29 protein-coding genes are annotated in these 26,712 nt (G+C 64.9%); 18 read left to right on the top strand and 11 right to left on the bottom strand.

Features of this window, described 5'->3' with window-relative positions:
• Window positions 1–10 precede the first annotated feature (10 nt).
• From fliS to EBS11_RS16310, 5 genes are read left to right on the top strand one after another with little or no spacing between them, the layout of a single operon-like run.
• Window positions 11–457 (top strand): flagellar export chaperone FliS, encoded by a 447-nt coding sequence (gene fliS / locus EBS11_RS16330; RefSeq protein ID WP_290604420.1) that lies wholly within the window; start codon window positions 11–13, stop codon window positions 455–457.
• Window positions 458–460: 3 nt separating this feature from the next.
• The gene (locus tag EBS11_RS16325; protein ID WP_290604418.1) at window positions 461–787 is read left to right on the top strand and encodes a flagellar protein FliT; all 327 of its coding nucleotides are present in this window, start codon (window positions 461–463) and stop codon (window positions 785–787) included.
• Between the two features lie 17 nt (window positions 788–804).
• Window positions 805–2,001 (top strand): flagellar hook-length control protein FliK, encoded by a 1,197-nt coding sequence (locus EBS11_RS16320; RefSeq protein ID WP_290604415.1) that lies wholly within the window; start codon window positions 805–807, stop codon window positions 1,999–2,001.
• Window positions 1,994–2,320 (top strand): EscU/YscU/HrcU family type III secretion system export apparatus switch protein, encoded by a 327-nt coding sequence (locus tag EBS11_RS16315; RefSeq protein ID WP_290604413.1) that lies wholly within the window; start codon window positions 1,994–1,996, stop codon window positions 2,318–2,320. Before EBS11_RS16320 ends, EBS11_RS16315 begins: the two co-directional genes overlap by 8 nt.
• Before the next feature lie 25 nt (window positions 2,321–2,345).
• Window positions 2,346–3,092: a flagellar brake protein gene (locus EBS11_RS16310; RefSeq protein WP_290604411.1), complete on the top strand. Its 747-nt coding sequence runs from the start codon at window positions 2,346–2,348 to the stop codon at window positions 3,090–3,092.
• A gap of 139 nt (window positions 3,093–3,231) precedes the next feature.
• Here EBS11_RS16310 and fliE read toward each other — a convergent pair whose 3' ends face one another.
• On the bottom strand, window positions 3,232–3,534 hold the full coding sequence (fliE, locus tag EBS11_RS16305) for a flagellar hook-basal body complex protein FliE (protein WP_290604410.1): 303 nt from the start codon (window positions 3,532–3,534) through the stop codon (window positions 3,232–3,234).
• A gap of 337 nt (window positions 3,535–3,871) precedes the next feature.
• Here fliE and fliF point away from each other — a divergent pair, with 337 nt between their 5' ends.
• The 13 genes from fliF to fliR all read left to right on the top strand — a co-directional run bounded on the left by fliF (window position 3,872) and on the right by fliR (window position 15,192).
• Window positions 3,872–5,587 carry a flagellar basal-body MS-ring/collar protein FliF gene (gene fliF / locus EBS11_RS16300; RefSeq protein ID WP_290604408.1) on the top strand — a complete coding sequence of 572 codons (1,716 nt, stop codon included), beginning with the start codon at window positions 3,872–3,874 and terminating at the stop codon, window positions 5,585–5,587.
• The gene (fliG, locus tag EBS11_RS16295) at window positions 5,580–6,578 is read left to right on the top strand and encodes a flagellar motor switch protein FliG (RefSeq protein ID WP_101482390.1); all 999 of its coding nucleotides are present in this window, start codon (window positions 5,580–5,582) and stop codon (window positions 6,576–6,578) included. The genes fliF and fliG overlap by 8 nt, the downstream gene beginning before the upstream one ends.
• Window positions 6,571–7,323 carry a flagellar assembly protein FliH gene (gene fliH, locus EBS11_RS16290; RefSeq protein ID WP_290604404.1) on the top strand — a complete coding sequence of 251 codons (753 nt, stop codon included), beginning with the start codon at window positions 6,571–6,573 and terminating at the stop codon, window positions 7,321–7,323. The genes fliG and fliH overlap by 8 nt, the downstream gene beginning before the upstream one ends.
• A gap of 89 nt (window positions 7,324–7,412) precedes the next feature.
• Window positions 7,413–8,729 carry a flagellar protein export ATPase FliI gene (gene fliI / locus EBS11_RS16285; RefSeq protein WP_290604462.1) on the top strand — a complete coding sequence of 439 codons (1,317 nt, stop codon included), beginning with the start codon at window positions 7,413–7,415 and terminating at the stop codon, window positions 8,727–8,729.
• 32 nt (window positions 8,730–8,761) lie between these two features.
• Window positions 8,762–9,202 carry a flagellar export protein FliJ gene (gene fliJ / locus EBS11_RS16280; RefSeq protein WP_290604403.1) on the top strand — a complete coding sequence of 147 codons (441 nt, stop codon included), beginning with the start codon at window positions 8,762–8,764 and terminating at the stop codon, window positions 9,200–9,202.
• Between the two features lie 19 nt (window positions 9,203–9,221).
• A complete protein-coding gene (locus tag EBS11_RS16275; protein ID WP_290604402.1) occupies window positions 9,222–10,469 on the top strand; it encodes a flagellar hook-length control protein FliK in 1,248 nt (415 codons plus the stop codon).
• A 186-nt stretch (window positions 10,470–10,655) separates the two neighbouring features.
• Entirely contained in the window at window positions 10,656–11,168 is a 513-nt protein-coding gene (gene fliL, locus EBS11_RS16270) for a flagellar basal body-associated protein FliL (RefSeq protein ID WP_290604400.1), read from the top strand.
• A 6-nt stretch (window positions 11,169–11,174) separates the two neighbouring features.
• Window positions 11,175–12,161, top strand: a complete 987-nt coding sequence (gene fliM / locus EBS11_RS16265; RefSeq protein ID WP_034754035.1) for a flagellar motor switch protein FliM — start codon at window positions 11,175–11,177, stop codon at window positions 12,159–12,161.
• A gap of 48 nt (window positions 12,162–12,209) precedes the next feature.
• Entirely contained in the window at window positions 12,210–12,644 is a 435-nt protein-coding gene (fliN, locus tag EBS11_RS16260) for a flagellar motor switch protein FliN (RefSeq protein ID WP_034754038.1), read from the top strand.
• Entirely contained in the window at window positions 12,641–13,255 is a 615-nt protein-coding gene (gene fliO, locus EBS11_RS16255; protein ID WP_290604392.1) for a flagellar biosynthetic protein FliO, read from the top strand. Before fliN ends, fliO begins: the two co-directional genes overlap by 4 nt.
• A gap of 22 nt (window positions 13,256–13,277) precedes the next feature.
• Entirely contained in the window at window positions 13,278–14,036 is a 759-nt protein-coding gene (gene fliP, locus EBS11_RS16250; RefSeq protein WP_290604390.1) for a flagellar type III secretion system pore protein FliP, read from the top strand.
• A 9-nt stretch (window positions 14,037–14,045) separates the two neighbouring features.
• Complete coding sequence (fliQ, locus tag EBS11_RS16245; RefSeq protein ID WP_290604388.1) at window positions 14,046–14,315, top strand: flagellar biosynthesis protein FliQ; 270 nt, start codon at window positions 14,046–14,048, stop codon at window positions 14,313–14,315.
• Window positions 14,316–14,337: 22 nt separating this feature from the next.
• A complete protein-coding gene (gene fliR, locus EBS11_RS16240) occupies window positions 14,338–15,192 on the top strand; it encodes a flagellar biosynthetic protein FliR (protein ID WP_290604386.1) in 855 nt (284 codons plus the stop codon).
• Between the two features lie 8 nt (window positions 15,193–15,200).
• On the opposite strand, the gene EBS11_RS16235 is transcribed toward fliR, so the two are convergent.
• From EBS11_RS16235 to EBS11_RS16190, 10 genes are all read right to left on the bottom strand, one after another.
• Window positions 15,201–16,460 carry an MFS transporter gene (locus EBS11_RS16235; protein WP_290604384.1) on the bottom strand — a complete coding sequence of 420 codons (1,260 nt, stop codon included), beginning with the start codon at window positions 16,458–16,460 and terminating at the stop codon, window positions 15,201–15,203.
• A 52-nt stretch (window positions 16,461–16,512) separates the two neighbouring features.
• On the bottom strand, window positions 16,513–16,965 hold the full coding sequence (locus tag EBS11_RS16230; protein ID WP_290604382.1) for a MarR family transcriptional regulator: 453 nt from the start codon (window positions 16,963–16,965) through the stop codon (window positions 16,513–16,515).
• Between the two features lie 159 nt (window positions 16,966–17,124).
• A complete protein-coding gene (flgL, locus tag EBS11_RS16225) occupies window positions 17,125–18,366 on the bottom strand; it encodes a flagellar hook-associated protein FlgL (RefSeq protein ID WP_290604380.1) in 1,242 nt (413 codons plus the stop codon).
• Between the two features lie 47 nt (window positions 18,367–18,413).
• Window positions 18,414–20,381 carry a flagellar hook-associated protein FlgK gene (gene flgK / locus EBS11_RS16220; RefSeq protein ID WP_290604379.1) on the bottom strand — a complete coding sequence of 656 codons (1,968 nt, stop codon included), beginning with the start codon at window positions 20,379–20,381 and terminating at the stop codon, window positions 18,414–18,416.
• 180 nt (window positions 20,382–20,561) lie between these two features.
• A complete protein-coding gene (flgJ, locus tag EBS11_RS16215) occupies window positions 20,562–21,476 on the bottom strand; it encodes a flagellar assembly peptidoglycan hydrolase FlgJ (protein WP_290604378.1) in 915 nt (304 codons plus the stop codon).
• Window positions 21,477–21,486: 10 nt separating this feature from the next.
• Window positions 21,487–22,602: a flagellar basal body P-ring protein FlgI gene (locus EBS11_RS16210; protein ID WP_290604376.1), complete on the bottom strand. Its 1,116-nt coding sequence runs from the start codon at window positions 22,600–22,602 to the stop codon at window positions 21,487–21,489.
• A gap of 2 nt (window positions 22,603–22,604) precedes the next feature.
• A complete protein-coding gene (locus EBS11_RS16205; RefSeq protein WP_290604374.1) occupies window positions 22,605–23,255 on the bottom strand; it encodes a flagellar basal body L-ring protein FlgH in 651 nt (216 codons plus the stop codon).
• 49 nt (window positions 23,256–23,304) lie between these two features.
• On the bottom strand, window positions 23,305–24,087 hold the full coding sequence (gene flgG / locus EBS11_RS16200; protein ID WP_071322383.1) for a flagellar basal-body rod protein FlgG: 783 nt from the start codon (window positions 24,085–24,087) through the stop codon (window positions 23,305–23,307).
• A 232-nt stretch (window positions 24,088–24,319) separates the two neighbouring features.
• On the bottom strand, window positions 24,320–25,063 hold the full coding sequence (locus tag EBS11_RS16195) for a flagellar basal body rod protein FlgF (RefSeq protein ID WP_290604372.1): 744 nt from the start codon (window positions 25,061–25,063) through the stop codon (window positions 24,320–24,322).
• Window positions 25,064–25,158: 95 nt separating this feature from the next.
• On the bottom strand, window positions 25,159–26,706 hold the full coding sequence (locus EBS11_RS16190; RefSeq protein ID WP_290604371.1) for a flagellar hook protein FlgE: 1,548 nt from the start codon (window positions 26,704–26,706) through the stop codon (window positions 25,159–25,161).
• Window positions 26,707–26,712: the final 6 nt, after the last annotated feature.

The following is a 26,712-nucleotide window of genomic DNA, read 5'->3' as shown; positions in this document are numbered from 1 at the left end:
GGAGAATCACATGTTTGGAACCCAACAACGCGGCGTCAACGCCTATGCCAAGGTCGGCCTGGAAACGGGCATCGTCTCGGCGTCGCCGCACAAGCTGATCGTGATGCTGTACGACGGCGCCCTGGTGGCCGTGCTCAGCGCGCAGATGCACATGAAATCGGGCAACGTGCCGGAAAAAGGCAAGGCCATCTCGCGCGCCATCCAGATCATCGACAATGGCTTGCGCGCCAGCCTGGACAAGGAAGTGGGCGGCGAAATCGCCGAAAACCTGGACGCCCTGTACGAATACATGGGCGCGCGCCTGCTGGCGGCCAACCTGAACAACGATATCACCGTGCTGGAAGAGGTGCAGCGCCTGCTGACCGACTTGCGCGAAACCTGGAACGCCATTGGTTCCACGCCCGCCGCCACCCCTGGCGCCGACCTGAAACGTATGCCCAGCCTTGCGAGCGCCTGATCCATGATGACGAATCAAGAAGTCCTGACCACCTACGAAGCCATGCAAGCCCTGACGGGCCAGATGGTCACCGCCGCCACGAATGCCGACTGGGACCAGCTGGAAGTGCTGGAGCAGCGCATCAGCGCGCATGTGGCCGCCCTGAAGGCGAACGAGGAAAAAGTCGTGCTGGAAAGCGCCGGCCGCCTGCGCAAGGTGGCGCTGATCAAGCAGATCCTGGAAGACGACCGCAAGATCCGCGACCTGACCACGCCATGGATGGCGCAATTGTCCAAGCTGATCAATAGCACCGGCACCGAACGGCGCCTGGCCAACGCCTACGGCGTCTAGACGCAAACGGGGGCGCCATGTTGCCGAAGATGGATGCGATCGGCATGACGCCCATGACCCCGGTCAAGGGCACGCGTCCGGCCGACACCGTCGCCGACCCGCGCCAGGCCGAATTCCAGCGCTCGCTGCAGGGCCTGATCGGCAAGTCCATGCAGGGCCAGGTGCTGGCCCGCATGGGCGACGGCAGCTATCTCGTGCGCGTGGCCGGCACGCCGGCCCGCATGCAGCTGCCCGCCGGCGCCCAGCTGGGCGCGGAAATCCCGCTGACCTTGATCGGCATCAATCCCCGTCCCTCCTTTCAAATCGGCAATGCCCGCGACCAGGCGGCCCATCCCCTGCTGACCTACGCGGACGCCGAAGCGGAACCGGAGGCGGCCGCCGCGCGCGGCGCCCAGGCCGGTGCGGCCCAGGCGGGCATGCGGACGGGCAGCACGGCCGCCGCCCTGCTCGGCCGGGCACCGCTGACCCCGGCCAACCTGCTGCCCGACCTGGCCGGCGACACGCCCGCGCCCGAGCTGAGCACGACGGCGCGCGCCATCAGCAGCGTGCTGGTGCAGGCCGAAAGCGTGCCCGGCGCGCCCCTGTCGCTGGTCGGCAAGGCCGCGCTGATGGCCACGCCCGGCGCCGACCCGGCCGGCGTGGCGCAAAAGCTGCGCGATGCCGTCGCCAGCAGCGGCCTGTTCTATGAATCCCACGTGGCCGAATGGGCCGAAGGCAAGCGCCCGCTGGCCTCGCTGCTGCTGGAACCGCAGATGCAGCGGGCCGCCCAGGGCGACGCGGCCCGCACGGGCACGGACCTGGCCTCGGCACAACTGATCAATTTGCAGCTGCACACGCACGAACAGGCGCGCGTGCAGTGGCAGGGCGAAGCGTGGCCCGGGCAGCAGATGCAGTGGGATATCAGCCGGGATGCGCCGGAAGGCCAGCAGCAGGACGGCGCGGAAGCGGACGAGGCCACGGCGTGGCGCAGCAGCGTGCGCTTCCAGTTTCCCCTGCTGGGCGACCTCGCCGCGCAAGTGGTGCTGCAGGGCGGGCGCGTGGCCATCCAGCTGCAGGCCGGCAGCGAGGACAGCGCCGCCACCCTGCGCCAGCATGCGGCGCGGCTGGAAACGGCGCTGGATGCGGCCGGCTGGCCCCTGACCTCCCTGAGCATCGCCGGCAAGGCCGACGCAGCAGCGGCAGCGCCTGCGGCGGCGGGAGACGAAGATGCTTGACGACAGCAAGCGCAAGGTGCCGCAGACGGCCGTCGCCCTGGCCTACCAGAGCGGCACGCCGGCGCCCAAGGTGGTGGCCAAGGGCAGCGGCCTGATCGCCGAGCAGATCATCAGCACGGCGCGCGAACACGGCGTCTTCGTGCATGAATCGAAGGAACTGGTGGCGCTGCTGATGGATGTGGACCTGGACCGCCAGATTCCGCCGGGCCTGTATCGGGCGATTGCGGAACTGCTGGCCTGGTTATATCATATTGAATCTGCGAATGGCGGGCCGATCCCGCCGCCGCCCGACACCAGCTCACTTCCCACCGATACATAGACAGGCATCAATGCAAGCACATATTATGGATTCCGGCCTCGAAAACTGGCATGACTTTGAAGTGGAATCACGGCGGGAAATCATCGCCTTGCTGCGCAGCATCAGCGAAAAGAACCAGCTGATCCGCATGCTGATCCACGGCGAATCCGATGTGTGCGTCACCTCCATCCTGGAAGTCGATGCCGAACGCAACACCGTCATCCTCGACCGTTCCGTGAATGCCGACCAGAACCGGCGCATGGTGGCCGCCACGGGCATCTCGTTTGAAACCTCGCTCGACAAGATCCGCATCCTGTTCGCCAGCGCCCTGGTGGAAGAGTGCAACTATGGCGGCACGCCGGCCCTGAAGATTGCCGTGCCGGAAACCCTGATCCGCCTGCAGCGGCGCGAGTTTTACCGCATGACGACGCCCGTCAGCAATCCCGTGCGCGTCTCTATCCCCCTGCCGCCCTCGCTGGGCGGCGCCGACACCCTGTTCCCGCTGGCCGACATCAGCTGCGGCGGCATCGCCATCCTGGACAACAGGCTGATGCTGGGCGAGACCATCGGCAGGGACTATCCCGGCTGCCGCATCGACTTGCCCGACGTCGGCATCGTCACGGCGACTTTGCAGATCCGCAACTCGCTGGACATGACATTGCTCAACAATAAGCTGAACCGCCGCCTCGGCTGCCAGTTCGTCGACTTGCCGCGCAGCATGCTGGCGCACGTGCAGCGCTATATCACGCGTCTCGAACGCGAGCGCAACGCCCGCATGGCTGGATTGGGGTAAGGAAGAATTGAAGGCCACCAAACGTCCCGCCAAAGCGTAGCGAGCGGCGATGATTTGCGGCCGAGACGCGCAGCTGTACTGAAGTACAGCGAGCATCGCAGGCCGCAAAGGGCGCCGCGCAGTAGCTTTGGTGCGACGTTTACACCTGCATATTCATGATCTCATGATATGCAGAAACCAATTTATTCCGCACCTGCACCGTCGCCTGGAATTCGATGCTGGACTTCTGCATCGACACCATCACGTCCGACAGGCTGACCTTGTCGTCGCCCATGGTAAAGCGCTTGCCCAGGTTCGACGATGCCGTTTGCGAGGCGCTGACGGAGTCCAGCGCGCCCTTGAAGGCATCGGCGAAGTTCACCTTGGCCGCCGGGGCCTCGGTCTGGATCGCGGGGATCTTCGCCTCCGGCCGCGTGGCCGCCGACTTCAGTTGCGCGATCATCGCCTCGATCCTGCTGCTATCGATACCGCCTGTTTTCACCTTGCCTCCCGATACTTGTGCGTTTCATCACTGTTCCATGCGTGTTGCTTCCAGAGAACAAAACCCTGGCCAGCAAGGCAACGGCGGGTACAATAACTTCCGTCACACGCTGCCAGGGTTCCACAATACCAGCGCCAACGCCAGCCGCTCGGCCGAGCAGGCGGCAAAAGCACCTTCTGTTTGGACGATTGAAGCGCGTGACAGTGGCGGATAATTCTGCATATCGCCCCCTCCTCCCGAGGATGCGGCCCCCACGCATCACCCAATATCGTCAAACCACGCGCCCTGGAAGGCAATCATGGCTGTAGCCGAAGAAATCGATGTAAACCGCATACCACCGGAACCGGCGCCTGCCCGTTCGCCCGTGGAATCCGTGCAAGCCTTCGCCAAGACGCCGATGGGCAAGAATTTCCTGCGCGGCCTGGGCGTGGCGGCGCTGATCGCCATCGGCGTGGCCCTGTACATGTGGAACCAGCCGCCCGAGTACAAGGTGCTGTTTTCCAACTTCACGGACCGCGACGGCGGCGCCATCACGGCCTCGCTGGACCAGCTGGGCATCAAGCACAAGTTTTCCGAAGGCGGCGGCGCCATCCTCGTGCCATCCGAGCAAGTCCACGATGCGCGCCTGAAACTGGCCGCGCAAGGCTTGCCGAAAGGCGGCAACGTGGGCTTCGAGCTGATGGAAAACCAGAAGCTGGGCGTGTCGCAGTTCCTGGAACAGGTCAATTTCCAGCGCGCGCTGGAAGGCGAGCTGGCCAAATCCATCGAGTCGGTGTCCGCCGTCGATACGGCGCGCGTCCACCTGGCCCTGCCGAAACCGTCCGTCTTCGTGCGCGAACAGCAAAAACCGACGGCGTCCGTGCTGCTGAACCTGCATCCGGGCCGCGGCCTGGACCAGCTGCAAGTGAGCGCCATCGTGCACCTGGTGGCGTCCAGCGTGCCGGAGTTGCTGCCAATCAATGTCACCGTGGTGGACCAGGCGGGCAACCTGCTGTCGAACCAGGAAAAGGACAAGGACCGCGCCAACGGCGTGAAAAGCCTGGACCCGAACCAGTTGAAATACGTGCAACAGTTGCAGCAAAGCGTGATCAAGCAGGTCGAATCGATCCTGCTGCCCATCGTCGGCGAAGGCAATGTGCGCGCCGAGGCGACGGCGGACGTGGATTTTTCGCAAAGCGAGCAGGCAGCCGAAACCTACAAGCCGAACTCGCCGCCGGAAGCGTCCACCATCCGCAGCCAGCAGACGAGCGAATCGACGGGCGCCGGCAATGCCAACCCGTCCGGCGTGCCGGGCGCGCTGTCGAACCAGCCGCCGGGCGTGGCCACGGCCCCCCTGACGGCGGACGCGCCAGGCGCGGCCCCTGGCGCGCCGGCGGCGCCGACGCAGAAGGAATCGACGACGAATTATGAAGTCGACAAGACCGTGCGCTATGAACAGAAATCCATGGGCGGCCTGCGCCGCCTGTCCGTGGCCGTCGTCGTCAACTATCGCCGCAGCATCGGCAAGGATGGCAAGGTCACCGTCACGCCGATTTCCCCCGCAGAAATGGTCCAGATCAATAACCTGGTCAAGGAAGCGATGGGCTACAACAAGGACCGCGGCGACAGCTTCAGCGTGGCCAATTCGCCGTTCGACGGCATCGACCGCGCGCCGGAAGGCAAGCTGGAGTGGTGGCGCGACCCCGCCAACTTGCCGCTGGCCAAGGAACTGGCAAAATTCCTCATCACGGCCCTGATCCTGCTGTATATCTTCATCAAGATCGTGCGCCCGATGCTGCGCCCGGTGATGCGCAAGATCGACGATTTCGGCGCCCCGCCGCCGGCCGTCGAGCCGGAACTGGTGAAATCCGAGGATGAAAACGAGGTCCTGCTCAGCGAAGCGGAACTGGAAGAACTGGAAGAAGACACGGCGCGGGGTTACCGCGAGAACCTGGCGATGGCCAAGAAACTGGCGCAGGAAGACCCGCGCGTGGTGGCCAACGTGATCAAAGCATGGATAGGCAATAATGACTGAGACTACGGGATTGCAAAAAGCATCCATCCTGATGCTGGCGCTGGGCGAGAGCGAAGCGGCCGAAGTGATGAAATTCCTCGGCCCCCGCGAAGTGCTGAAGCTGGGCGCCGCCATGGCTACCATGAAGGGCATCGCGCACGAGCAGGTGGTCGAGGTGCTCGACGACTTCCGCTCGCAGACGGAGCTCAATTCCACCGTCGGCCTCGATTCGGACGAATACATCCGGCAAGTCCTCACCAAGGCGCTGGGCGACGACAAGGCGTCCGTGCTGCTGTCGCGCATCCTGGGCGGCAAGGACGCGTCCGGCATCGAATCGCTGAAATGGATGGATTCGCAATCCGTGTCCGAGCTGATCCGCAACGAGCACCCGCAGATCATCGCCACCATCCTCGTCCACCTGGAGCGCGACCAGGCCTGCGAAATCCTCGGCCATTTCACGGACCGCCTGCGCAACGACGTGGTGCTGCGCATCGCCACCCTGGACGGCGTGCAGCCGGCCGCCTTGCGCGAACTCAACGATGTGCTGACGAAACTGCTGTCCGGTAACGAAAACATCAAGAAATCGTCGCTGGGCGGCGTGCGCGCCGCGGCCGAGATCCTGAACTTCATGAGCGGCGAGCAGGAAGGCTCCGTCATGGACAACATCAAGAACTACGACAATGACATGGCGCAAAAGATCATGGACGAAATGTTCGTGTTCGACAACGTAATCGATATCGACGACCGCGGCATCCAGCTGCTGCTGCGCGAAGTGCAGTCGGAAATGCTGATCATCGCCCTGAAAGGCGCTTCGCAGGAGCTGCGCGACAAGATCTTCAAGAACATGTCGCAGCGCGCCGGCGAGATGATGCGCGAAGACCTGGAATCGAAAGGCCCTGTGCGCCTGTCGGAAGTGGAATCGCAGCAGAAGCAGATCCTGCAGATCGTGCGCCGCCTGGCGGACGAAGGACAAATTGTCTTAGGCGGAAAAGGCGAGGATTCGTTTGTCTAATTTAATTCCCAAAGAGCAACAAACCGCCTACCAGCGCTGGGAAATGACCTCGTTTGGCGACGAGCGCCCCAGCGTGGTGGCGGCGCGCAAGCTGCTGGAACCCGATCCCGAGCCGGAACTCGACCCGTTTGACGAACTGCACGAGGAAGAGCTGGCGCCGCCCCTGGAATACCCGACGCAGGAAGAGCTGGACGCCATCCGCGAGGAAGCGCGCGCCACCGCCTTCGAGGCGGGCCGCGCGGAAGGCTATGCGCAAGGCCACGCGGCCGGGCATGCGGATGGCCACGCCCAGGCGTACGCGGAAGGCAAGGCGGCATCCGGCGTGGAACTGGCGCACCTGCAGACCATCGCCGTCGACTTCGGCACGGCCGTGCAGCAGGCCGACGAACTGATCTCCCATGAAGTGATGGAACTGGCCCTGCAGCTGGCCAAGGGCATGCTCAAGACGGCCCTGCCCGTGCGTCCCGAGCTGATGCTGCCCATGGTGCGCGAAGCCATCGAATACTTGCCTGTGCTGCAACAACCAGCCTTGCTGATGCTCAACCCGGACGATGCGCAAGTGGTGCGCGACGGCATCGGCGACGAGCTCGACAAGGGTGGCTGGCGCGTCATCGAAGACCCCAGCGTGGAGCGCGGCGGCTGCAAGATCGACACGGCCAGCAACCAGATCGACGCGCAGACGTCCACCCGCTGGCAGCGCCTGACGCATGCGCTGGGCAAGGACCTGGACTGGCTGGCGCCGTGAGCGAACCCGTCAAAGGTCCGGCGGCCCATGCGGCGCGCTGGCGCGCCTACCTGAACGACTGCACGGCCGTGGTCGGCTTCGTGGAGCCGATGCAGGTGTCGGGCCGCGTCACGCGCGTGGCGGGCCTGGTGATGGAAGCCGTGGGCCTGCGCCTGGCCGTGGGCGCCGCTTGCACCGTGCCCCTGCCCAATGGCGGCCGGGTCGAGGCGGAAGTCGTCGGTTTCGAGGGCGATCGCCTGTTCCTCATGCCGCAAAGCGACGTCGAGGGCATCGTGCCCGGCACGCGCGTGTTTTCCGTCGAACCGGCCATCCCCCGCCCGGGCAGCGTGGCGCACCCGCGCCGCCGCCCCAGCGACCGCGCGCGCCACCTGCCCGTGGGGCCGCAATTGCTGGGCCGCGTGCTCGACGGCGCGGGCCGCCCGCTCGACCAGCTGGGCCCGCTGCACACGGTCGACAGCGCCCCCATCAACGTGCGTCCCGCCAATCCGCTGGGCCGCGCGCCCATCGTCGACACGCTGGACGTGGGCGTGCGCTCGATCAATGCCATGCTGACCGTGGGCCGGGGCCAGCGCATGGGCCTGTTCGCCGGTTCCGGCGTCGGCAAAAGCGTGCTGCTGGGCATGATGGCCCGCTACACGGAAGCAGACGTCATCGTCGTCGGCCTGATCGGCGAACGGGGACGCGAAGTGAAGGAATTCATCGAGCAGATCCTCGGCGCCGAAGGCCTGGCCCGCTCCGTCGTCGTCGCCGCGCCGGCCGACACGCCGCCCCTGATGCGCCTGCAAGGGGCCGCGTATGCGACGGCCATCGCCGAACACTTCCGCGACCAGGGGCAGAACGTGCTCCTGATCATGGATTCGCTGACCCGCTACGCCATGGCGCAGCGCGAAATCGCCCTGGCCATCGGCGAGCCGCCCGCCACCAAGGGCTATCCGCCGTCCGTCTTCGCCAAGCTGCCCGTGCTGGTGGAGCGGGCCGGCAATGGCGAGGAAGGCGGCGGCTCGATCACGGCCTTCTACACCGTGCTGACGGAGGGCGACGACCAGCAGGACCCGATCGCCGACTCGGCACGCGCGATTCTCGACGGCCATATCGTGCTGAACCGCCGCCTGGCCGAGGCGGGCCACTATCCCGCCATCGACATCGAACAGTCGATTTCGCGCGCCGCCCACTCCATCACCTCGCACGAGCACCAGCAACAGGCCCGCAAGCTGAAACAATTGTATTCGCGCTATGAACGCAGCCGCGACCTGATCAGCGTGGGCGCCTACAGCGCCGGCACCGACCCCGTGCTGGACCAGGCCATCGCCCTGCATGAAAAGATCGAAGCCTTCCTGCAGCAGCAGATCACGGAGCGGGTCAGCATGGACGAGAGCTTGGGGCAACTTACCGCTCTATTCGACTGATTGGGGCTTGCACCCGGGGAATATAATCAGCCATGGCCTCTCCTTCCCAACTTGCCACCCTGATCGACCTTGCCCAGCGTGAAACGGACGACTGCGCCAAGCGCCTGGGCGCGGCCCTGAAAGCGCTCGACGATTGCCGCCAGAAGCTCGACATGCTGACCGGCTACCGCGACGATTACGCGCAGCGCTTCCAAACGACCATGAGCAGCGGCATCACGCCCATGGCCTACCGCAACTTCCAGGCCTTCATGCTCAAGCTCGACAGCGCCATCCTGGGCCAGCAGCAAGTGGTCGAGCATGCGCAGGCGCGCAGCGAGAATGAAAAGCTGCGCTGGCAGGATGCCGAACGCAAGCGCATGTCCTACACCACCCTGAACAACCGGGCGCAGGAACAGGCCCTGAAGCTGGAAAACAAGCGCGATCAGAAGGCAATGGATGAGCACGCGGCTCGACAAGCCTATTACAAACGCTAAGCAACACTGAGGCAGCACCATGCAAACCCAGCCCACCCCGATTTCCCAGATAGTCTCGCCGAACGCCACGCCGGGTCCCGCCAACCGCAGCCAGCCGCCCGCCGGCAGCGGCGATGGCGACTTCCAGCGCACCCTGAACCGCCAGCTGGAACAGCGGCAGGCGAGCCGCACGCAGGCGCAGACGCAGGCGGCCCGGCCGCCAGCGAGCACGCCGGCGCCGGCGGCCACGCCCGCGTCCGCCGCCAGGACGGCGGGCAGCGAAGCCAAACCGGCCGAGCAAGCCACGCCGGACAGGCAAGCGGCGTCCGCCAGCGAAACGGCCACGCCGACTGCCAAGGACGGCGTCCCGGCCGAGGAAAGCGAAGCGGCCGCCACGACGGCGCAGAAACCGGCCGATCCGGCCGCCGAGATGCTGGCCCTCGTGGGCAGCATCCAGCTGGCCATGCAGTCGCCGGCCACCGCCAGGCCGGCCGGGGAACTGGCGGCGCGCAGCGGCGTCAAGGCCGACGGCAAGAGCCTGGCGGCAACCCAGTTGCTGGCCGCAGGCCAGGGCAACGGCAAGGCAGGCGTCGCGCCTGCGGACAGCGGCGACTTTGCCGCCAGCCTGGGCCAGGCCCAGGGCAAGACGGCTGCCACCCAGCTGGCGGGCGGCAAGGCCGAAGCGGGCAAGCTGGCCATCGACGCCCAGCTGGCCGCCACCGCCAAGGCTGGCGCGGCCGTGGCCGAACCGCTCATCAAGGACACGCCTGCCGACCTGAGCCGCCTGGCGGCCCAGTTGCAGCCGGCCGCGCTGCAGCAGGCGGCAGCGGCTGCGGCCGTGCCCACGGACAAGCTGACCGGCCGGGTCGGCACGCCAGCCTGGGACCAGCAGCTGGGGCAGAAAGTCGTGTGGATGGCGGCCGGCGGCGACCAGAGCGCCACCCTGACCCTGAATCCGCCCGACCTCGGTCCCGTGCAGGTGGTCCTGACAGTCACCAACGACCAGGCCGATGCGGCCTTCATGTCGGCCCAGCCGGAAGTACGCCAGGCGCTGGAAGCGGCCATGCCGCGCCTGCGTGAAATGATGAGCGACGCGGGCATCGCCTTCGGCAGCGCCACGGTCTCGGCCGGCACGCCGGAACAGCAAGGCCAGGGCAGCCGTGAAGCGTCCGGCGGCCGGCATGGCGGCGGCCAGCACGGCGGCGTTTCCGGCGGCGAGATCGCCATCGCCCCGGCGACGGGCACGCGGGGCCGGGCCACCCTGGGCGCCGTGGACACGTTTGCCTAGAGGCAATTCGTCGCCCGCAGGCCACAGGGGCGCCTTGCGCTGGAACTTTTCATGCAGAAACATCGAGTTGAGGGCGCTTCGTCCCTCTTTTCGCTGCATCCTTCTGCGCAGAATTTGCCGATAATGACATAATGGCGTCGTGATCCACTTCCATGCACTCGAGTACCATTGAAAGCAAATCCAAAAATGAAAGCAGATCCGAAAGCAGATGCAGCCCTGGCACCGGCCGGCGCGTCAAAAAAGAAGCTTCTGATCATAGTGCTGGCGTCGGTGCTGGTCGCCGGCGGCGTCGGTGGCGGTGCGGCCTGGTATTTCCTGCATGGCAAGGCCGACAAGGAAGACAGCGCGCCCAGCAAGAAAAAACACGCGGCGTCCAAGGCCGGTCCGCCCGTCTTCGTGCCCATCGATGCCTTCACCGTCAACCTGCAGCCGGAAAATGGCGAGCAATACCTGCAGATCGCTTTCACCTTGCAAGCGAGCAGTCCGGAAGAAATGGACTTGATCAAGCTCAACATGCCCAAGGTGCGCAGCCGTTTGCTGTTGCTGCTGTCTGGCAAGAAAGCATCGGAACTCAATACCGTGGAAGGCAAGCAGCAACTGGCGGCCGAAATCATCGGCCAGGTCAACCAGCCGTTCGAGGACAAGGGGCCGGAGCAGGACGTGACGGACGTATTATTTACCGCATTCATCATTCAATAAGCAGCCATGGCCGATAATTTCCTCTCCCAGGAAGAAGTCGATGCCCTTCTGAAGGGCGTCAACGGAGACCAGGACGACGCGCAGGCGCCGGAAGACGTCACGGGAGTTCGCACCTACAACCTGGCGACCCAGGAGCGCATCGTGCGCGGCCGGATGCCGACGTTGGAAATTATCAACGAACGCTTCGCCCGCTTGCTGCGCGTGGGCCTGTTCAACTTCCTGCGCCGCAGCGCGGAAGTGTCCGTCGGTTCCGTGCGCGTGTCCAAGTACAGCGAATTCATCCGCAACCTGGTGGTGCCGACCAATCTGAACCTGGTGCACATGAAGCCGCTGCGCGGCACGGCCCTGATGGTCTTCGATCCGGGCCTCGTGTTCTTGCTGGTGGACAACCTGTTCGGCGGCGACGGCCGTTTCCACACGCGCGTCGAAGGGCGCGACTTTACGCAGACGGAGCAGCGCATCATCCTGCGCATCCTCGACATCGTCTTCGAGGCCTACACCAAGTCGTGGGAGCCGGTCTTCCCCGTCGAGTTTGAATATATTCGTTCAGAAATGAACACGCAGTTCGCCAACATCGCCACGCCGAACGAGGTGGTGGTGGCATCCACGTTTACGGTGGAACTGGGCTCCGTTTCCGGACAAATCCACTTCTGCATGCCGTATTCGATGATCGAGCCGATCCGCGATTCGCTGACCTCCAGCCTGCAGGGCGAGGCGCTGGAAGTGGACAAGCGCTGGATCCGCCTGATGACGCAGCAGATCCAGATCGCCGAAGTGGAACTGGTGGCTTCGCTGGGCACGGCCCGCGTCTCGTTCGACGAGATCCTGAACATGAAGGTGGGCGACATCATTCCGCTCAACATCCCCGAGCTGATCGCCGCCACCGTCGACGGCGTGCCCGTGATGGATTGCACGTATGGCGTGTTGAACGGACAATATGCATTGAAGGTGGAGAAACTCCTCGCCAATGCCGATAACATGAACAACCATTAAGAAATTTACGGGCCGCTGCGGCCCGCATCCGGACAACAGGAGAAACACATGTCTGACAACCAAGACGACCAAAGCGCGGAAGACGATTGGGGCGCGGCCATAGCCGAGCAGGCCAAGGCGGAAGCGGAAGCGCTGCAGAACCAGGCCGCCAATACGGCCAGCGCGGCCAGCGCCGCCGTGTTCAAGGACTTTTCCAAGCAGGCGTCGAAGTCGGAAACGCACAACGATATCGATTTCATCCTCGATATCCCCGTGCAGCTGACGGTCGAGCTGGGCCGCACCAAGATCGCCATCAAGAACCTGCTGCAGCTGGCACAGGGTTCCGTGGTCGAGCTCGACGGCCTGGCCGGCGAGCCGATGGACGTGCTGGTGAACGGCTGCCTGATCGCCCAGGGCGAAGTGGTGGTGGTGAACGACAAGTTCGGCATCCGCCTGACCGATATCATCACGCCTTCCGAACGCATCCGAAAATTGAATAAATGAAGCCTGGCCTGTTGATTTCCATCATGCTGCCGCTGGCGGCGGCATGCTGCATTGCCCATGCCGCGCCGGCGGCCGTTGCCGCACCGGCCGCGGCCGCCGTGGCTTCCGCCCCGGCCTCGGCTCCGGCCGCCACGGCGGCGGACAGCACGCCTGCCCCCGCTACTGCCGAGAAAGCAACGGCGGCAGCCGACACGGCCGCCGCGCCCGCCGCCGCCCTGCCCGCCATGCCGCCCGGCGCGCCGATGACGATGGCGCCCGCGACCTCGGCCGGCAGCCTGCTGCAAACCATTGTGGCCCTCGTCTTCGTGCTGGCCCTGCTGATCGGCCTGGCCTGGTTCATGAAGCGCTACGGCCCGAAAGCCATGGGCGGCAACGCCCGCATGCGCGTCGTCAGCTCGCTCAACCTGGGCGGGCGCGAACGCATCGTCCTCATCGAAGTGGCCGACCAGTGGATCGTCGTCGGCGCCTCGCCCGGCCGCGTGAATGCGCTGGCGACGATGCCGCGCCAGGAAGGCGACTTGCCGCTGCCGGCCGCCGCGCAGAACGGCCCTGCCGCCGCCAACTTTTCCGAGTGGCTGAAACAGACCATCGAAAAACGCAATGGAAAATAAGCAGGCAATGAAGGCGCGGACGATGGCATTGAGCAATATCAAGACTCCCCTGACCTGGCTGCTGGCGGCCGTCGCCCTGGCCCTGCCGCTGTGGGCCCTGGCCGAACCGGGCATCCCGGCCTTCACCAGCACGCCGGCGCCGGGAGGCGGCCAGAACTATTCGCTGCCGGTGCAGACGCTCATCCTGATGACGTCGCTCACCTTCCTGCCGGCGGCCCTCTTGATGATGACCTGCTTTACGCGCATCATCATCGTGCTGTCCCTGCTGCGCCAGGCCATCGGCACGCAGTCGGCGCCGCCGAACCAGGTGCTGGTGGGCCTGGCCCTGTTCCTGACGCTGTTCGTCATGGGCCCCGTGTTCGACAAGATCTATACGGATGCCTACCAGCCTTACCAGGAAAACAAGATCAGCATGCAGCAGGCGATGGACAAGGGTGTGGAACCGCTGAAGACCTTCATGCTCAAGCAGACGCGCCAGGCCGATCTGGCCCTGTTCGCCAAGATGTCGCGCACGCCGGCCCTGCAAGGCCCGGAAGACGTGCCGCTGCGCATCCTCGTGCCCGCCTTCGTCACGAGCGAGCTGAAAACGGCTTTCCAGATCGGCTTTGCCATCTTCATCCCGTTTTTGATCATCGACATGGTGGTCGCCAGCGTGCTGATGTCGATGGGCATGATGATGATGTCGCCAGCGACCATTTCGCTGCCGTTCAAGTTGATGCTGTTCGTGCTGGTCGATGGCTGGCAGCTGCTGCTCGGTTCGCTGTCACAGAGTTTTTACTAGGGGACGACGATGACACCCGAAAGCGTCATGACCCTGGGCCGCCAGGCGATGGAAATCACCCTGATGGTGGCCGCGCCCATGCTGCTCGTCGCCCTCATCATCGGTCTGGTCGTCAGCATCTTCCAGGCCGCCACGCAGATCAACGAGGCGACCCTGTCCTTCATTCCCAAGCTGGTGGGCATTTTCATCGCCATCGTCGTGGCGGGACCGTGGATGCTGTCTGTCATGCTCGACTACATGCGCCAGGTCTTCACGGGCATCCCGAACCTGGTCGGCTAGGCATGCGGCAAGGGCATAGGCCATGCTGACCCTGTCCAGCATCGAACTGAACACGTGGATCGCGGCGCTGCTGTGGCCACTCAGCCGCATCCTCGGCCTGATCGCGGCCGCGCCCCTGTTCGGCAACGCGGCCGTGCCGGCCACCGTCAAGGTGGCGCTGGGCGCCCTGCTGGCCATGATCATCGCGCCCGGCGTGCCGGCCTTGCCCGCCGTCAACCCGATGTCCCTGCCCGGCCTGCTGATCCTCACGCAGGAAATGCTGGTGGGACTGGCCATGGGCTTTACCATCCGCATCGTGTTTTCCGCCATCGAAATGGCGGGCGAGATCAGCAGCCTGACCATGGGCCTGGGCTTCGCCTCGTTCTTCGATCCGCAGACCAAGGGCCGCTCGTCCGCCATCAGCCAGTTCCTCGTCATGCTGGCCACGTTGATGTTTCTCACAGTCAATGGCCACCTGGTGCTGCTGGCGGCGCTGGCGGAAAGTTTCGTCAGCCTGCCCATTTCCGCCAGCCCCATCAGCGGCGGCGGCTTCCAGCAGCTGGCCGCCTGGGGCGGTGAAATCTTCCGTTCCGGCCTGCAGATCGCCCTGCCCGTCATCGCCGCCCTGCTGCTGACCAACGTGGCGCTGGGCATCCTGACGCGGGCCGCGCCGCAGCTGAACATTTTCGGCATCGGCTTCCCCGTCACCCTGGGCGTGGGCTTGCTGGTGATCGGCATGGTCCTGCCCTACCTGGCCACGCCCTTCCAGAACATGTTCCTGCGCGGCATAGAAACGGCGCGTCTGCTGCCGCGCGGCTTCGCCGCGCGCGACCGGCCGCCGCCGCCCGTACCGCCGAATCCCCTGCGGCCCGCGCCGCCAGCCCCGCCGGCACGCTGAGGCCGGACTCAGTGCTGGTCGGTGCTCAGCGCCACGCGCCAGCGCCGCAGGTCGAGATGGAGCTTCAGCTGGTGGTGTTTCACCAGGTAGCGCACGCCGACGAGGGCCGCCGCCAGGCCCGACACGGCGCCGATGCCCAGCGCCCAGCGGGGGCCGAAGGTGTCCGCCACCCAGCCCACGATGGGCGCGCCCAGCGGCGTGCCGCCCGCCGAGATCGCCAGCAGGATCGCCATCACCCGGCCCCGCATGGCGGGCGCCGTGGACAGCTGCACGCTGCTGTTGACGCTGGTGGTAAAGGTTTGCGCGGCGATGCCGATCACCACCAGCATGATGCCGAACAGCCAGTAATTGGGCATCACGGCGGCCAGCGCGCAGCCGACGCCGAACAGCGCGGCCGCGCCCAGCAGCAAGGCCAGCGTGGGCCGGCCGCGGCCCGCCGCCAGCAGGGCGCCCGCCACGGAGCCGCAGGCCATGATGGAACTGAGCACGCCATACTGGCCCGCGCCCGCATGGAAGGCCGTCACCGACATGGTGGACAGGAAAATCGGGAAATTCAGGCCGAAGGTGCCGATCAGGAACAGCATCAGCAGGATGGCCATCAGGTCGGGCCGCTGGCGCACGTAGCGGAAGCCCTCGCCCAGGCTGGCGCGCGTGGCCTTCAGGCGCGGCGCGCGGCGCAGCAGTTCCACGCGCAGCAGCAACAGCGAACCGATCACGGCGGCAAACGAGAAGGCGTTGATGATGAAGACCCAGCCGCTGCCGACGCTGCTGATCAGCAGCCCCGCGACGGCCGGGCCCAGCATGCGCGCCGCATTGAACGAGGTGGAGTTGAGCGCCACGGCGTTGGTCAGGTCGTCTTCCTCGACGATCTCGGAAACGAAGGTCTGGCGCACGGGCGAATCGAAGGCCGTCACGCAACCCAGCAGGAAGGCAAACACATACACGTGCCACAGTTGCACCAGGCCGCTGATGCACAGCAGGCCCAGTCCCAGCGCCAGCAAGCCCATGGCCGCCTGCGTGAACAGCAGCAGTTTCCGGCGGTCGAGCAGGTCGGCCGCCATGCCCGTCAGGGGCAGCAACAGCAGCTGCGGGCCGAATTGCAGGGCCATGACGATGCCGACGGCGCTGGCCTTGTGCTGCGTCAATTCGCTCAGCACCAGCCAATCCTGCGCCGTGCGCTGCATCCACGTGCCGACGTTCGACACGAGGGCACCGCCGGCCCAGATACGGTAATTGGGATTGCGTAGCGAACGGAATGTGTTTTTCATCTGTGGGGGAAAGGCCTCCTTGCCTTGGGTTTCGGGGTCGCAATCACCGGGGTCATTGCGCCAAACGTTTGAGTAGCGTCACCGCCTTGTCCAGTTCGGTGACTTCGGCCGGCGTGAGCCGGGTTTCCATGGTGCGCGCCAGCCAGTCTTCGCGCGCCGCGCGGCTGGACGCGATCCAGGCGCGGCAGCTGTCCGTCAGGGTCAGGATGGTTTGCCGGCCGTCGAGCGGATCGGGCGCGCCCGTCACCAGCCGCGCCTCCGTCAGGGCCAGCACGGTGGCGGCCATCGACTGGGGCCGCATGCCTTCGGCGCGCGCCAGGCTGCTGACGGTGGCCGGGCCTTCGCGTTCCAAACGGCTGAGCACGGATTGCTGCGACATGCTGACGTCGCCCAGCTGCGATTCCTCGCGCAGGCGGCGGCGCAGCTTGCCGATGAGGATGCGCAATTCGCTGGCCAGTTGCAGCACTTGCTCGTGGCTTTGATGGTCTTCTTGTGGGGTGGTCATGGGGGCCGCGTGGTGGATCAACAGGCCCAAGTATAACAGATATGCAGGTAGACTGCACAGTTTGCCTGCATATCTTGCCAGGATGGCCATCTTGCAGGCGCAAAAAAGCCGGGGCGGGAGATGGCTTCCCTGCCCCGGCCTGGCCTTGAAACGGCTGGCTTAGCTGATGTAATTAAACAGCGACAAGCCCGAAATGGAGGTAAACGATTTCTGCGCCGCCTGCAGCGTGATCTGCTGCTGGCTGAAGAGGGAAATCGTCTTCACCATGTCCAGGTCCTGCAGGCCGGACAGGGTGCTCGCATATTGCAGGTCGAGGTCGTCGCCAGCGCTGTCGAGCGTGTCGAGTTCCTTCAGCCGCGAGCCCACTTCCGCGCGCACGGACAGCACGTTGTCGTAGGCCGTGTCGAGAATGTTGTGCGCGGCGTTCAGGCTGGCCGTCAGGCGCGCCTGGCCCGCGTCGCCCGACGCCGGCTGGCCCAGTGCGCCGATCAGGTTGGTGATGGTGGTAAAGATCGATTCCTTGCCGCTCGGCTCCAGGGTGAACTTGTCCTGGTCGGCCGGCTTGCCCGTGATGGACACTTGCTGCCCGTCAAAGTTGATGGCGTCGCCCGCCTTGTAGGCCACGGGCACGGCCGGATTCGGTATCGTCTGGCCCAGGGTCACGTCCGTCACGGTGTAGGTCGTGGTGGCGTCGGTGCCCGTGCCCGTCACCTGGAAATCGATGGAATACTTGTGCCCCGTCAACTTGGTGGGATCGGTGACGGTGCCGCCAGAAATGATGCCGGCGCCGCCGCGCGTGAAGTTGCCCGCGTCGGGTGCCGTGGTGAACTTGCCATTGCCCGTCAGGTTGTTCTCGAACACGGCCGCGCCCGAGTCGCTGGTGGCCAGGTAGCGCGCCGAGCCCACCTGCAGCTCGCGCTGGCCCTGGTCGCCCACGTAGGTGGCGCCGCCCGGGGTCAGGCTGAACGGCTGCGTGGTCGACTTGTAGCCGGAAAACAGGTAGCCACCCGCATTGTCGGAAGTGTTGGCGATGCCCATCAGGTCCGTCAGCCGGCCCTGCAGTTCGGTGGCCAGGCTCTGGCGGTCGACGTCCTTCAATGCCGGGTTGCCGGCCTTCAACACCAATTCCTGCACGTCGGCGAGCAGCGAGGTGGTGCTGGCCAGCGCCAGGTCTTCCTGCGACAGGAAATTCTTGGCATTCGAGCGGTTCGTCACGAATTGCGTGTTGATCGATTGCGACTGCGTCACTTCCAGCGCGCGCGACGAGGCGATGGGATCGTCCGCCGGCGTCAGGTTGCGGCGGTTGGCCGACAGCTGCATCTGCGTGCGGTTCAGGGCGCCCTGCAGAGTATTCAGCTGCGAGCTGCCCGCGTCATAGATCATTTTGGTACTGATGCGCATGATGCTGCCCTTCCAGGTGGCGGCGCCCGAGGCTGCCGCTCAAATAATTAACGTCCGAGGCCGATGACCACGTCGAACAGGGTACTGGCGATCTGCATGACCTTGCCGCAAGCCTGGTAGGCTTGCTGGTAGCGCAGCAGGTTGGCCGCCTCTTCATCGAGATTGACGCCGGACACGGCCTGCTGCTGCGTGCTAGTCTGCTGCAGCAAGGCCATGCTGGCCAGGCCGCTGACCTGGACTTCGCGCGTCTTGTTGCCGACAAAACTGACGGTTTCCGCGTACGAGCCCTGGAACGTGGCCTTGCCGCCCTCGAGGATGTTTTTCGTCTGCAATCCCGCCAGCAAGGCGGCATTGCGGTTGTCGCCCACGCCGCCCGAGTTCGGCGAAATGGTAAAGGTATCGCCCTGCGCGGGCGCGCCCGTCATGTTGACGTTGATGCCGCCAAAGCTGAAGCTGTCGCCTTCCGTGTAGGGGATGTTCGCCGTGCCGGCCGGATAGGTGGTGGTGGCGCCGTTCAAGCCTTTCACCGTCACCGCCTGGCCCGCGGGGAAGCCCGTCAGCGAAGTAGTTGCCTTGTCGTACGTCAAGGTCAGGGGCGCCGTCAGGGCATTGCCCGGAGTCAAGTATGCCTTGTCCACGGAACCAGCACCCAGCTTGCCGCTGCCCGTGTTGCTAACGGGCGCGCCCGTGGCGATCGGCGCGCCGGCGGCCAGCTTGTTGCGGTCGGTAATCGCCACGGCCAGGTCGGACGCGCCGTGGGCCGTCGGCCTGACCATGAAGTTGTCGCCTTCGGCAGCCGTGCCCGTGATCGAGAAATCCACGCCGTCGATGGTTTGCGGCACCGTCTGCGGATACGGGTTGATGGTGGTTTTCGTGCCGTCGCTCTGGCGCGTCACGACATAGTTCGAGCCGTCGTATTTCACGGCATAGTCGCTGGCCGTCAGCTGGGTCGGATCGCTGATCTTGGCCGACAGCGCGGTCGTGCTGGTCGCGTTGTTGCGGTAGTCGGCGCCGATGACGGGGTCGGGCAGCTTGAAGAAGTCGCCGCCCATGTCGCCATTCAAGTCCTGGCCCAGCTTGTGCTGCTCGTTGAAGGTGGAGGCCAGCGCGATGGCGACCTTGCCCAGGGAATTCTGGATGCGGTCCAGGCTGCCGCTGCGGAATTCCAGCAAGCCGCCCAGCGCGCCGCCGCTGAGGGAGCTTTCCGACAGCTTGGTGACGGTGGTGCCCGTCACATAGCCCACGTCGAGGCGGTTCGGGTCCGTCGGCGACGGCGTGGCGGCCAGTTCAAAGTTCTTGCTGCCCACCACCAGCGGCTGGCCCGAGCCGATCGAGACGGTGATCGAATTGCCGGCGCCAGGCTGAACCGTTGCCTTGACGTATTTGTTCAGCTCCGTGATCAGCTGGTCGCGCTGGTCCAGCAAATCGTTGGGCTGATTGCTTTCATTCACCGTCAGGTTGGTGATCGAGGTATTCAGGTCCGCGATCTGCTTGGCATAGGAATTGATCACCTTCACGTTCGAGGTGATCTGCGAATTGACGCCATCGCCGATTTCCGTCAGGCGCGCGCTGAGGCCCTGGAAGCGCGCCGTCAGCGAGTTTGCGCTCGACAGCAATGCCTGGCGCGACGCGACGGACGAGGGATTCGAGCTGAAATCCTGCACGCCCTTGAAGAAATCGGCCATCGCCGGCGACAGCCCGGCCGTGGGATCGGCCAGCATATTGTCGATCTGGCTGATCTGCGTGTAATACGCGTCGAGCGAACTGGTGGTCGCCTGCGCGCCATTCACCTGGGAAGCCATGAAGCTGTCGTACTGGCGCTTGACTTGCGATACCTCGGTACCGTTGCCCACGAAGCCATAGCCGGCATTGTTGAACTGGGCCGTCTGCTGCAGCACCACCTGGCGGTTGTAGCCGTCCACATTGGCATTGGTGATGTTATGCCCGGTCGTCGACAGGCCCACCTGCGCTGCAAGCAAACCGCTCTTACCGATGCTGAGTAGATTCGAAGTCATGGTGTCTTATTGGTTACCGTCAAAAGTATTTACGGCAGCCGCGGCGAAAACTTGAAGCGCGCGGCTTGCGCGGGGGTGAAGGATGCCTCTTGCTACACCTGACAAAACCGTAGCGAGCGCATGCACAGTGAGCATCGGAAGCCGCAGATCGCGACGCGCAGCAGGTCTTGACAGGTACTCTTAGCCGACCAGCGAATTCTTGATAATCTTTGTCAATTTGGCAGCGTAATTCGGGTCCGTCGCATAGCCTGCCTTTTGCAGGCCCTGGGCAAAGGTGCTGGCGTCGCCGGCGCTGGCCAGCACTTTTTCATAGCGTTTGTTGTTGGTAATCAACTGCGCATAATCCTTGAAGCTGTCCGCATAGCTGTCGTAGGCGCGGAATTTTTCCACCTTGCGCTGCGCCTTGCCATTCACGTATTCCGTCGTGACGGCTTCCGTGACCTTGCCCTTCCAGTCGCTGGTCGCCTTGATGCCGAACAGGTTGTGGCTGCTGCTGCCGTCGCGGCTGATGATTTCGCGCTTGCCCCAGCCCGTTTCCAGCGCCGCCTGGCCCAGCATGAACTTGGCCGGGATGCCGGTGGCGCGGCTGGCTTCTTCCGCATGCACGCCCAGCTTTTCCTGGAAGGCGCGCACGTGCGGCGCCTGCGTGGCGTTGGCCTTGTCGCTGAGCGTCTTGCCGCCCGTGGCGCCGTCGGCGATGGCGCCCTGCTGCTGGCGGAAGGCGGCCAGCGCCTGCGCGATGCTTGACGAACGGGGCGACGGCGCCTCGGCGCCATCGGCCGCCAGCGCCTGGCCCGAGGACGACAGCTGGCGGATCAGCACGTCAGCCAGGCCCGTGCCCCGCTTGGCCAGGTTCTGGCTCGTCTGCTGGTCCAGCATCGAGGTGTACATCTTGCTTTGCTGGCTATCCATGATGCCGTCCTGCGGCGTGGCGTCACGCATGCTTTTCATCATCATGTTGATGAACATGGCCTCGAACTGCGTGGCCGCTTCCTTCAGCGCGGCGGGGTCCTTCGCCTTGGCGGACTGGCGCAAGCCATCCATGCCCTTCACGTCATAGGCGGCGGTATTGCTGAGGTCGGTTTGACTGATCATGGCGTGCCCATCAAATGATTTCCAGTTCGGCGCGCAGCGAACCGGCCGCCTTCATCGCCTGCAGGATGGCCAGCAGGTCCTGCGGCGAGGCGCCGATGGCGTTCAGGGCCTTCACCACGTCCGACAGCGAGGCGCCGCCCTTGACCAGCATGACCTTGCCCGGTTCCTTCTTGATATCGATCTGCGCAGTCTGCGTCACCACCGTGCGCCCGCCCGACAGGGGCGCCGGCTGGCTCACCTGCGGCTCGACGTTGATGGTGACGGACAGGTTGCCGTGCGAAATGGCGCACGTTTCCAGGGTCACGGACTGGTTCATCACGACGGAGCCCGTGCGCGCATTCATGATGACCTTGGCCGCCAGGCGGGCCGGATTGACTTCGATGCTTTCCAGCTGGCCCAGGAAGGCCACGCGCTGGTCGCTGCCGCCCGGCGACTGCACCTGGATCACGCGCCCGTCGAGCGCGGCGGCCGTGCCGGGACCGTAGCGGCTGTTGATGGCGTCGACCACGCGGCTGGCGGTGGCAAAATCGGTGGCGTTCAATTCCAGGCGGACGGTGTTGTTGGCGCCCAGCGCCGAAGGCACGCTGCGCTCGACGGTGGCGCCGCCCGAGATGCGTCCCACGGACAGGTGATTGATGACGACGGAACTGCCGGCCGCCTGCGCGCCCACGCCGCCCACCAGCACGTTGCCCTGCGCCATGCCGTACACCTGGCCATCGGCACCCTTCAGCGGGGTCATCAGTAAAGTGCCGCCGCGCAAGCTTTTCGCATTGCCCATCGACGATACCGTCACGTCGAGCAGCTGGCCCGGCTGGGCAAACGCGGGCAAGGCCGTCGTCACCATCACGGCGGCGACGTTTTTCAGTTGCAAGCTCGTGCCTTGCGGCAAGTTAATACCCTGCTGCTGCAGCATCGCCGCCACGCTCTGGATGGTGAACGGGGTTTGCGTGGTCTGGTCGCCGCTGCCGTCGAGGCCGACGACGAGGCCATAGCCCATCAGCTGATTCTGGCGCACGCCGGCGATGCTGGCCAGGTCTTTCAGGCGCTCGGCCTGGGCCACGGGCGCCAGCAGGGACAATGCCAGGCCGCAGACGGCGAAAAGGCGGGGAAAGGTGAGGGTCGCCATGATCAGAACGGCAACAGGCTGAGGAAGAAGCGCGACGCCATCGAGGCCATCTCGGCGCGGTCGATCTGGCTGTTGGTGCGGTACTCGACGCGCGCATCAGCCACCTGGGTCGACGGCACGACGTTGCCGATGCCGATGGTGTCCGGATTGACCATGCCCGAGAAGCGGATGAATTCCGTGCCCTTGTTCATGGCGATCTGCTTCTCGCCGGCAACGATGAGGTTTCCGTTAGGCAATACCTCGATCACCGTCACGCCGATCGTGCCGGAAAACGTGTTGCTGGCGGACTGGTTGTCGCCGTCGGCAAATTTGGTGGCGCCATTCGCCGCCACGCTGGCGCCGAAGCGGCCCTGGGCGATGCCGGGCGTGGAAAAGCCCACGCTGCCGGACTTGTTGCCGGAACTGGCGCCCGCCTTGACGGCATTCGTGCGCTCGGTGATGGCGATCGTCATGGTGTCGCCCACGTGGCGCGCGCGGCGGTCCTCGAAGGCGGGACGGTAGGTCGACGGCTGGTAGATAGAACCGTTGTTGACGACCACGGGTTCCGGCATCGGCGCGCGCGTGGTGGTCGGGTATTGCACGATCGAGGTGGGCGTGATGGCGCAGCCGGACAGCAGGACTGCGGACAACAGGGCGATGATGGGGTATTGCATGACGAACCTCCGCTGCCACCCGGCAAGGGATGGCATGACGACAAAAAAATTAAAGTTGCGACAACTTCTGCAGCATCTGGTCGGACGTGGTGATGGCCTTGCTGTTGATCTCGTAGGCGCGCTGCGTCTGGATCATGTTGACCATTTCCTCGGCCACGTTGACGTTCGACGTCTCGATATAGCCCTGCATCAGCACGCCGGCGCCATTCGTGCCCGGGGTGTTGGTCTGCGCCACGCCCGAGGCGCCCGTTTCCATGTACAGGTTTTCGCCCTTCGATTCCAGGCCGGCCGGGTTGACGAAGGTGGTCAGCTGCAGCGAGCCGATCTGCGATGGCGCCACCGTGTCGGGCAGGGTGACGGAGACGGTGCCGTCGCGCGCCACGGTCAGGCTCAGCGCATTGGTGGGCACGGTGATGGCGGGCTGGATGACGAAGCCTTCGGACGTCACCAGCTGGCCGTTGCTGTCCGTCTGGAAGGAGCCGTCGCGCGTGTAGGCGGTGGCGCCGTCCGGCATCAGCACCTGGAAAAAGCCCGTGCCGTTGACCATCACGTCGCGCGAATTGCCCGACGCCTGGGGATTGCCCTGCGTATGGATGCGTTCGGTGGCCACGGTGCGCACGCCCGTGCCGATCTGCAAGCCCGATGGCAGCTGGGTCTGCTGCGACGATTGCGCGCCCGGCTGGCGCACGTTTTGGTACAGCAAGTCCTCGAACACGGCGCGCGACTTCTTGAAGCCCGTGGTGCTGACGTTGGCCAGGTTATTGGCGATCACGTCCATCTGCGTCTGCTGCGCTTCCAGGCCGGTCTTGGCTATCCAAAGGGAACGAATCATGTTTTTTCTCCAATAACGGCGCCAAGTAATCCTCGGGAAATTAGTGTGAATTTATGACGAACAGAACCAGATGCTATGCAAGGCGCTCACTGCGACGCAGTGCGGGCACTGCTAGCAGCGAGCAACGCCGCAGAGCGCAGGTTATGGAAGTCAGAAATCACAATAATTTATTGGGGGTTACTTAATCAGCCCTGTAGACTATTTCTATGTGACCATTATGCGGCGGTCCCCATCAATTCAAAGCGAGGATCTGGGTGGCTTTCGCCGCGTTATTCTCGGCATTCTTCAACAAGCTCATTTGCGTTTCGAACTGGCGCGCCAGGGCGATCATGCTGACCATGGAGTCGACGGGGCTGACATTGCTGCCTTCCAGCGCGCCCGTGGTGAGCTTGACGGCCTGGTCGGCCTGGGCCACCGTGCCATCCTTCAGGCGGAACAGGCCGTCGTCGCCGCGCACCAGCTGCTGCTCGGGCGGGTTGACGAGCTTGATACGCCCCAGCACCGTCGACGGTCCCGGCGGCACGTCCGTGGAAATCGTGCCTACCGTGCCGTCGCTGGCGATGGCCACCGTCACGCCGGGCGGAATGGCCATGGGCCCCGTGTCGCCCTGCACCATCAGGCCCGATTGCGTCTGCAGCATGCCGTTTTCATTGAGCTTCAGGGCGCCGTTGCGCGTGTAGGCTTCGGAGCCGTCGGCCGACTGCACGGCGATCCAGCCGCCATTTTCCACGGCCACGTCGAGCGCGCGGCCCGTGTGCTGCATGGGGCCTTGCGTGAAATCGGAACCGACCGTCGAATCGACGACAAAGGCGCGCGTGGGCATCATGCCGTCGGCCACGACGGGCACGGCGCGGAACGAGTCGAGCTGGGCGCGGAAGCCCGTGCTGGTGGCGTTCGCCAGGTTATTCGCCGTGGTCGCCTGCTTGTCGAGGATGTGCTTGGCGCCCGAGGCGGCGGTGTAGATGAGACGGTCCATGTTTTATTTCTCCTGTTGCCTGAAACCCAAGGTAGAAACCGGGGTCGGACCCTGAGGGTCCGACCCCAGCCTTTCGCCGTTAGGGGTTCAATCCGTTAACGCAAGTTCACCAGAGTTTGTAAAACGGAATCCTGCGTCTTGATGGTCTGCGCATTCGCCTGGTAGGCGCGCTGGGCCGTGATCATGTTGACCAGTTCCGCCGTTAGGTCGACGTTCGACACTTCCACGGCCGAGGCACGCAAGTTGCCCAGGGTGCCCGTCTTCGGCTCGCCCGTGATGGGCTTGCCCGAGGCCGAGCTTTCCACCCAGGCGTTGTTGCCCAGCGGCTCCAGGCCATTCGGGTTGGTAAAGTTGCTCAATACCACCTGGCCCAGCGCGCGCGTCTTGCCATTGTTGTACTGGCCCTGGATGACGCCGTCGTCACCGACGATGAACTGGCTCAGCTGGCCGGCCTTGTAGCCGTCCGCTTCCGTTTTCTTTTCCGCCGTGGCCGTGCCCAGCTGGGTCGATTTGCTGAAATCAACCTGCACCGACAGGGTGGCATTGGCGCCCGTGGCGGGGAAGATCGGCAGGTTGACGGTGACGGGCAGGGTTTGCGGCGGCGTCAGGGCCAGCATGGCTGCCCGGTCCAGGCTGCCGACCGTGTTGAAGACCAGCGAACCGGTCTTGACGGCTGGCACCTCGGTCACGGCGCGGATGGCCGCGTCGATCTGGTCCGGCGTGCGGCTCGAGTTGATGCCATCCGGCACGGCACTGCCGTAGGTGGCGGCGATGGCGGCCAGCTGCGCCGGCGTGGCGCCCGCGGCGGCGGCAGCGGCCGAGACGGCGGCACCGGCCGCATTGCCATAGGCGACGGCGGCGGCCGTCACATTGGCCGGCACCAGCGGCACGGCCGTGACGGCCGCCTGGTAGGCGGCGCGCGCGGCCAGCGAGGCAGGGTCCGTCTGCAGGGCCGCCGCCGCCTTCATGCTGGTCACTTCCGTGCCATCCATGGCCGAGTAGACGTCCCAGGTGTTGGTGCCCGTCTTGACGTAGAAATTCGACATGATGTGGGAATTGCCCAGCGAATCGAAGACTTCGACGGGGAAGGACTTGCTGTACGAGGAATCGTCGCCGGCCTTGAACGGCACGGTCGTCGGCATGGTCGTGTTGGAATTGAGGTTGACCTGCGTGTCGATCTTGGTCGTCGCCTGGGGCTTCATGTCCGACTGGTCGATCTGCAGGGGCACGACGGCACCGGCGACGATCTTGCCGTTGGCATCGGCCGCATAGCCGGTCAGCTGCGCCAGCTGGGCGTTGACGATGAAGCCGCTCTTGTCGACCTGAAACTGGCCATTGCGCGAGTACTGGATGGCGCCGTTGACGCTGGTACGGAAGAAGCCGCCGCCATTGATGGCGATGTCGAGGGGATTCGACGACGTTTCCAGGTTGCCCTGGTTAAATTGCTGGGCGATTTGCGACACCGACACGCCGATCCCCGCCTGGTTGCCGCCCACGCCATACAGCGAGTTGGCATAGATGTCGGCGAACTGGGCCTGCGACTGCTTGAAACCCACGGTCGACGAGTTGGCGATGTTGTTGCCGATGACGTCCAGCGATTTGGCGGCGCCATTCAAGCCGCTCAGGCCTTGTTGGAAAGACATTGTGTT

The organism is Janthinobacterium sp., assembly GCF_009923995.1.
Taxonomy (GTDB): domain Bacteria; phylum Pseudomonadota; class Gammaproteobacteria; order Burkholderiales; family Burkholderiaceae_D; genus Janthinobacterium.
The sequence above is the reverse complement of the archived record's forward strand: the minus strand, read 5'-3'. Positions and strand labels throughout refer to the sequence as shown.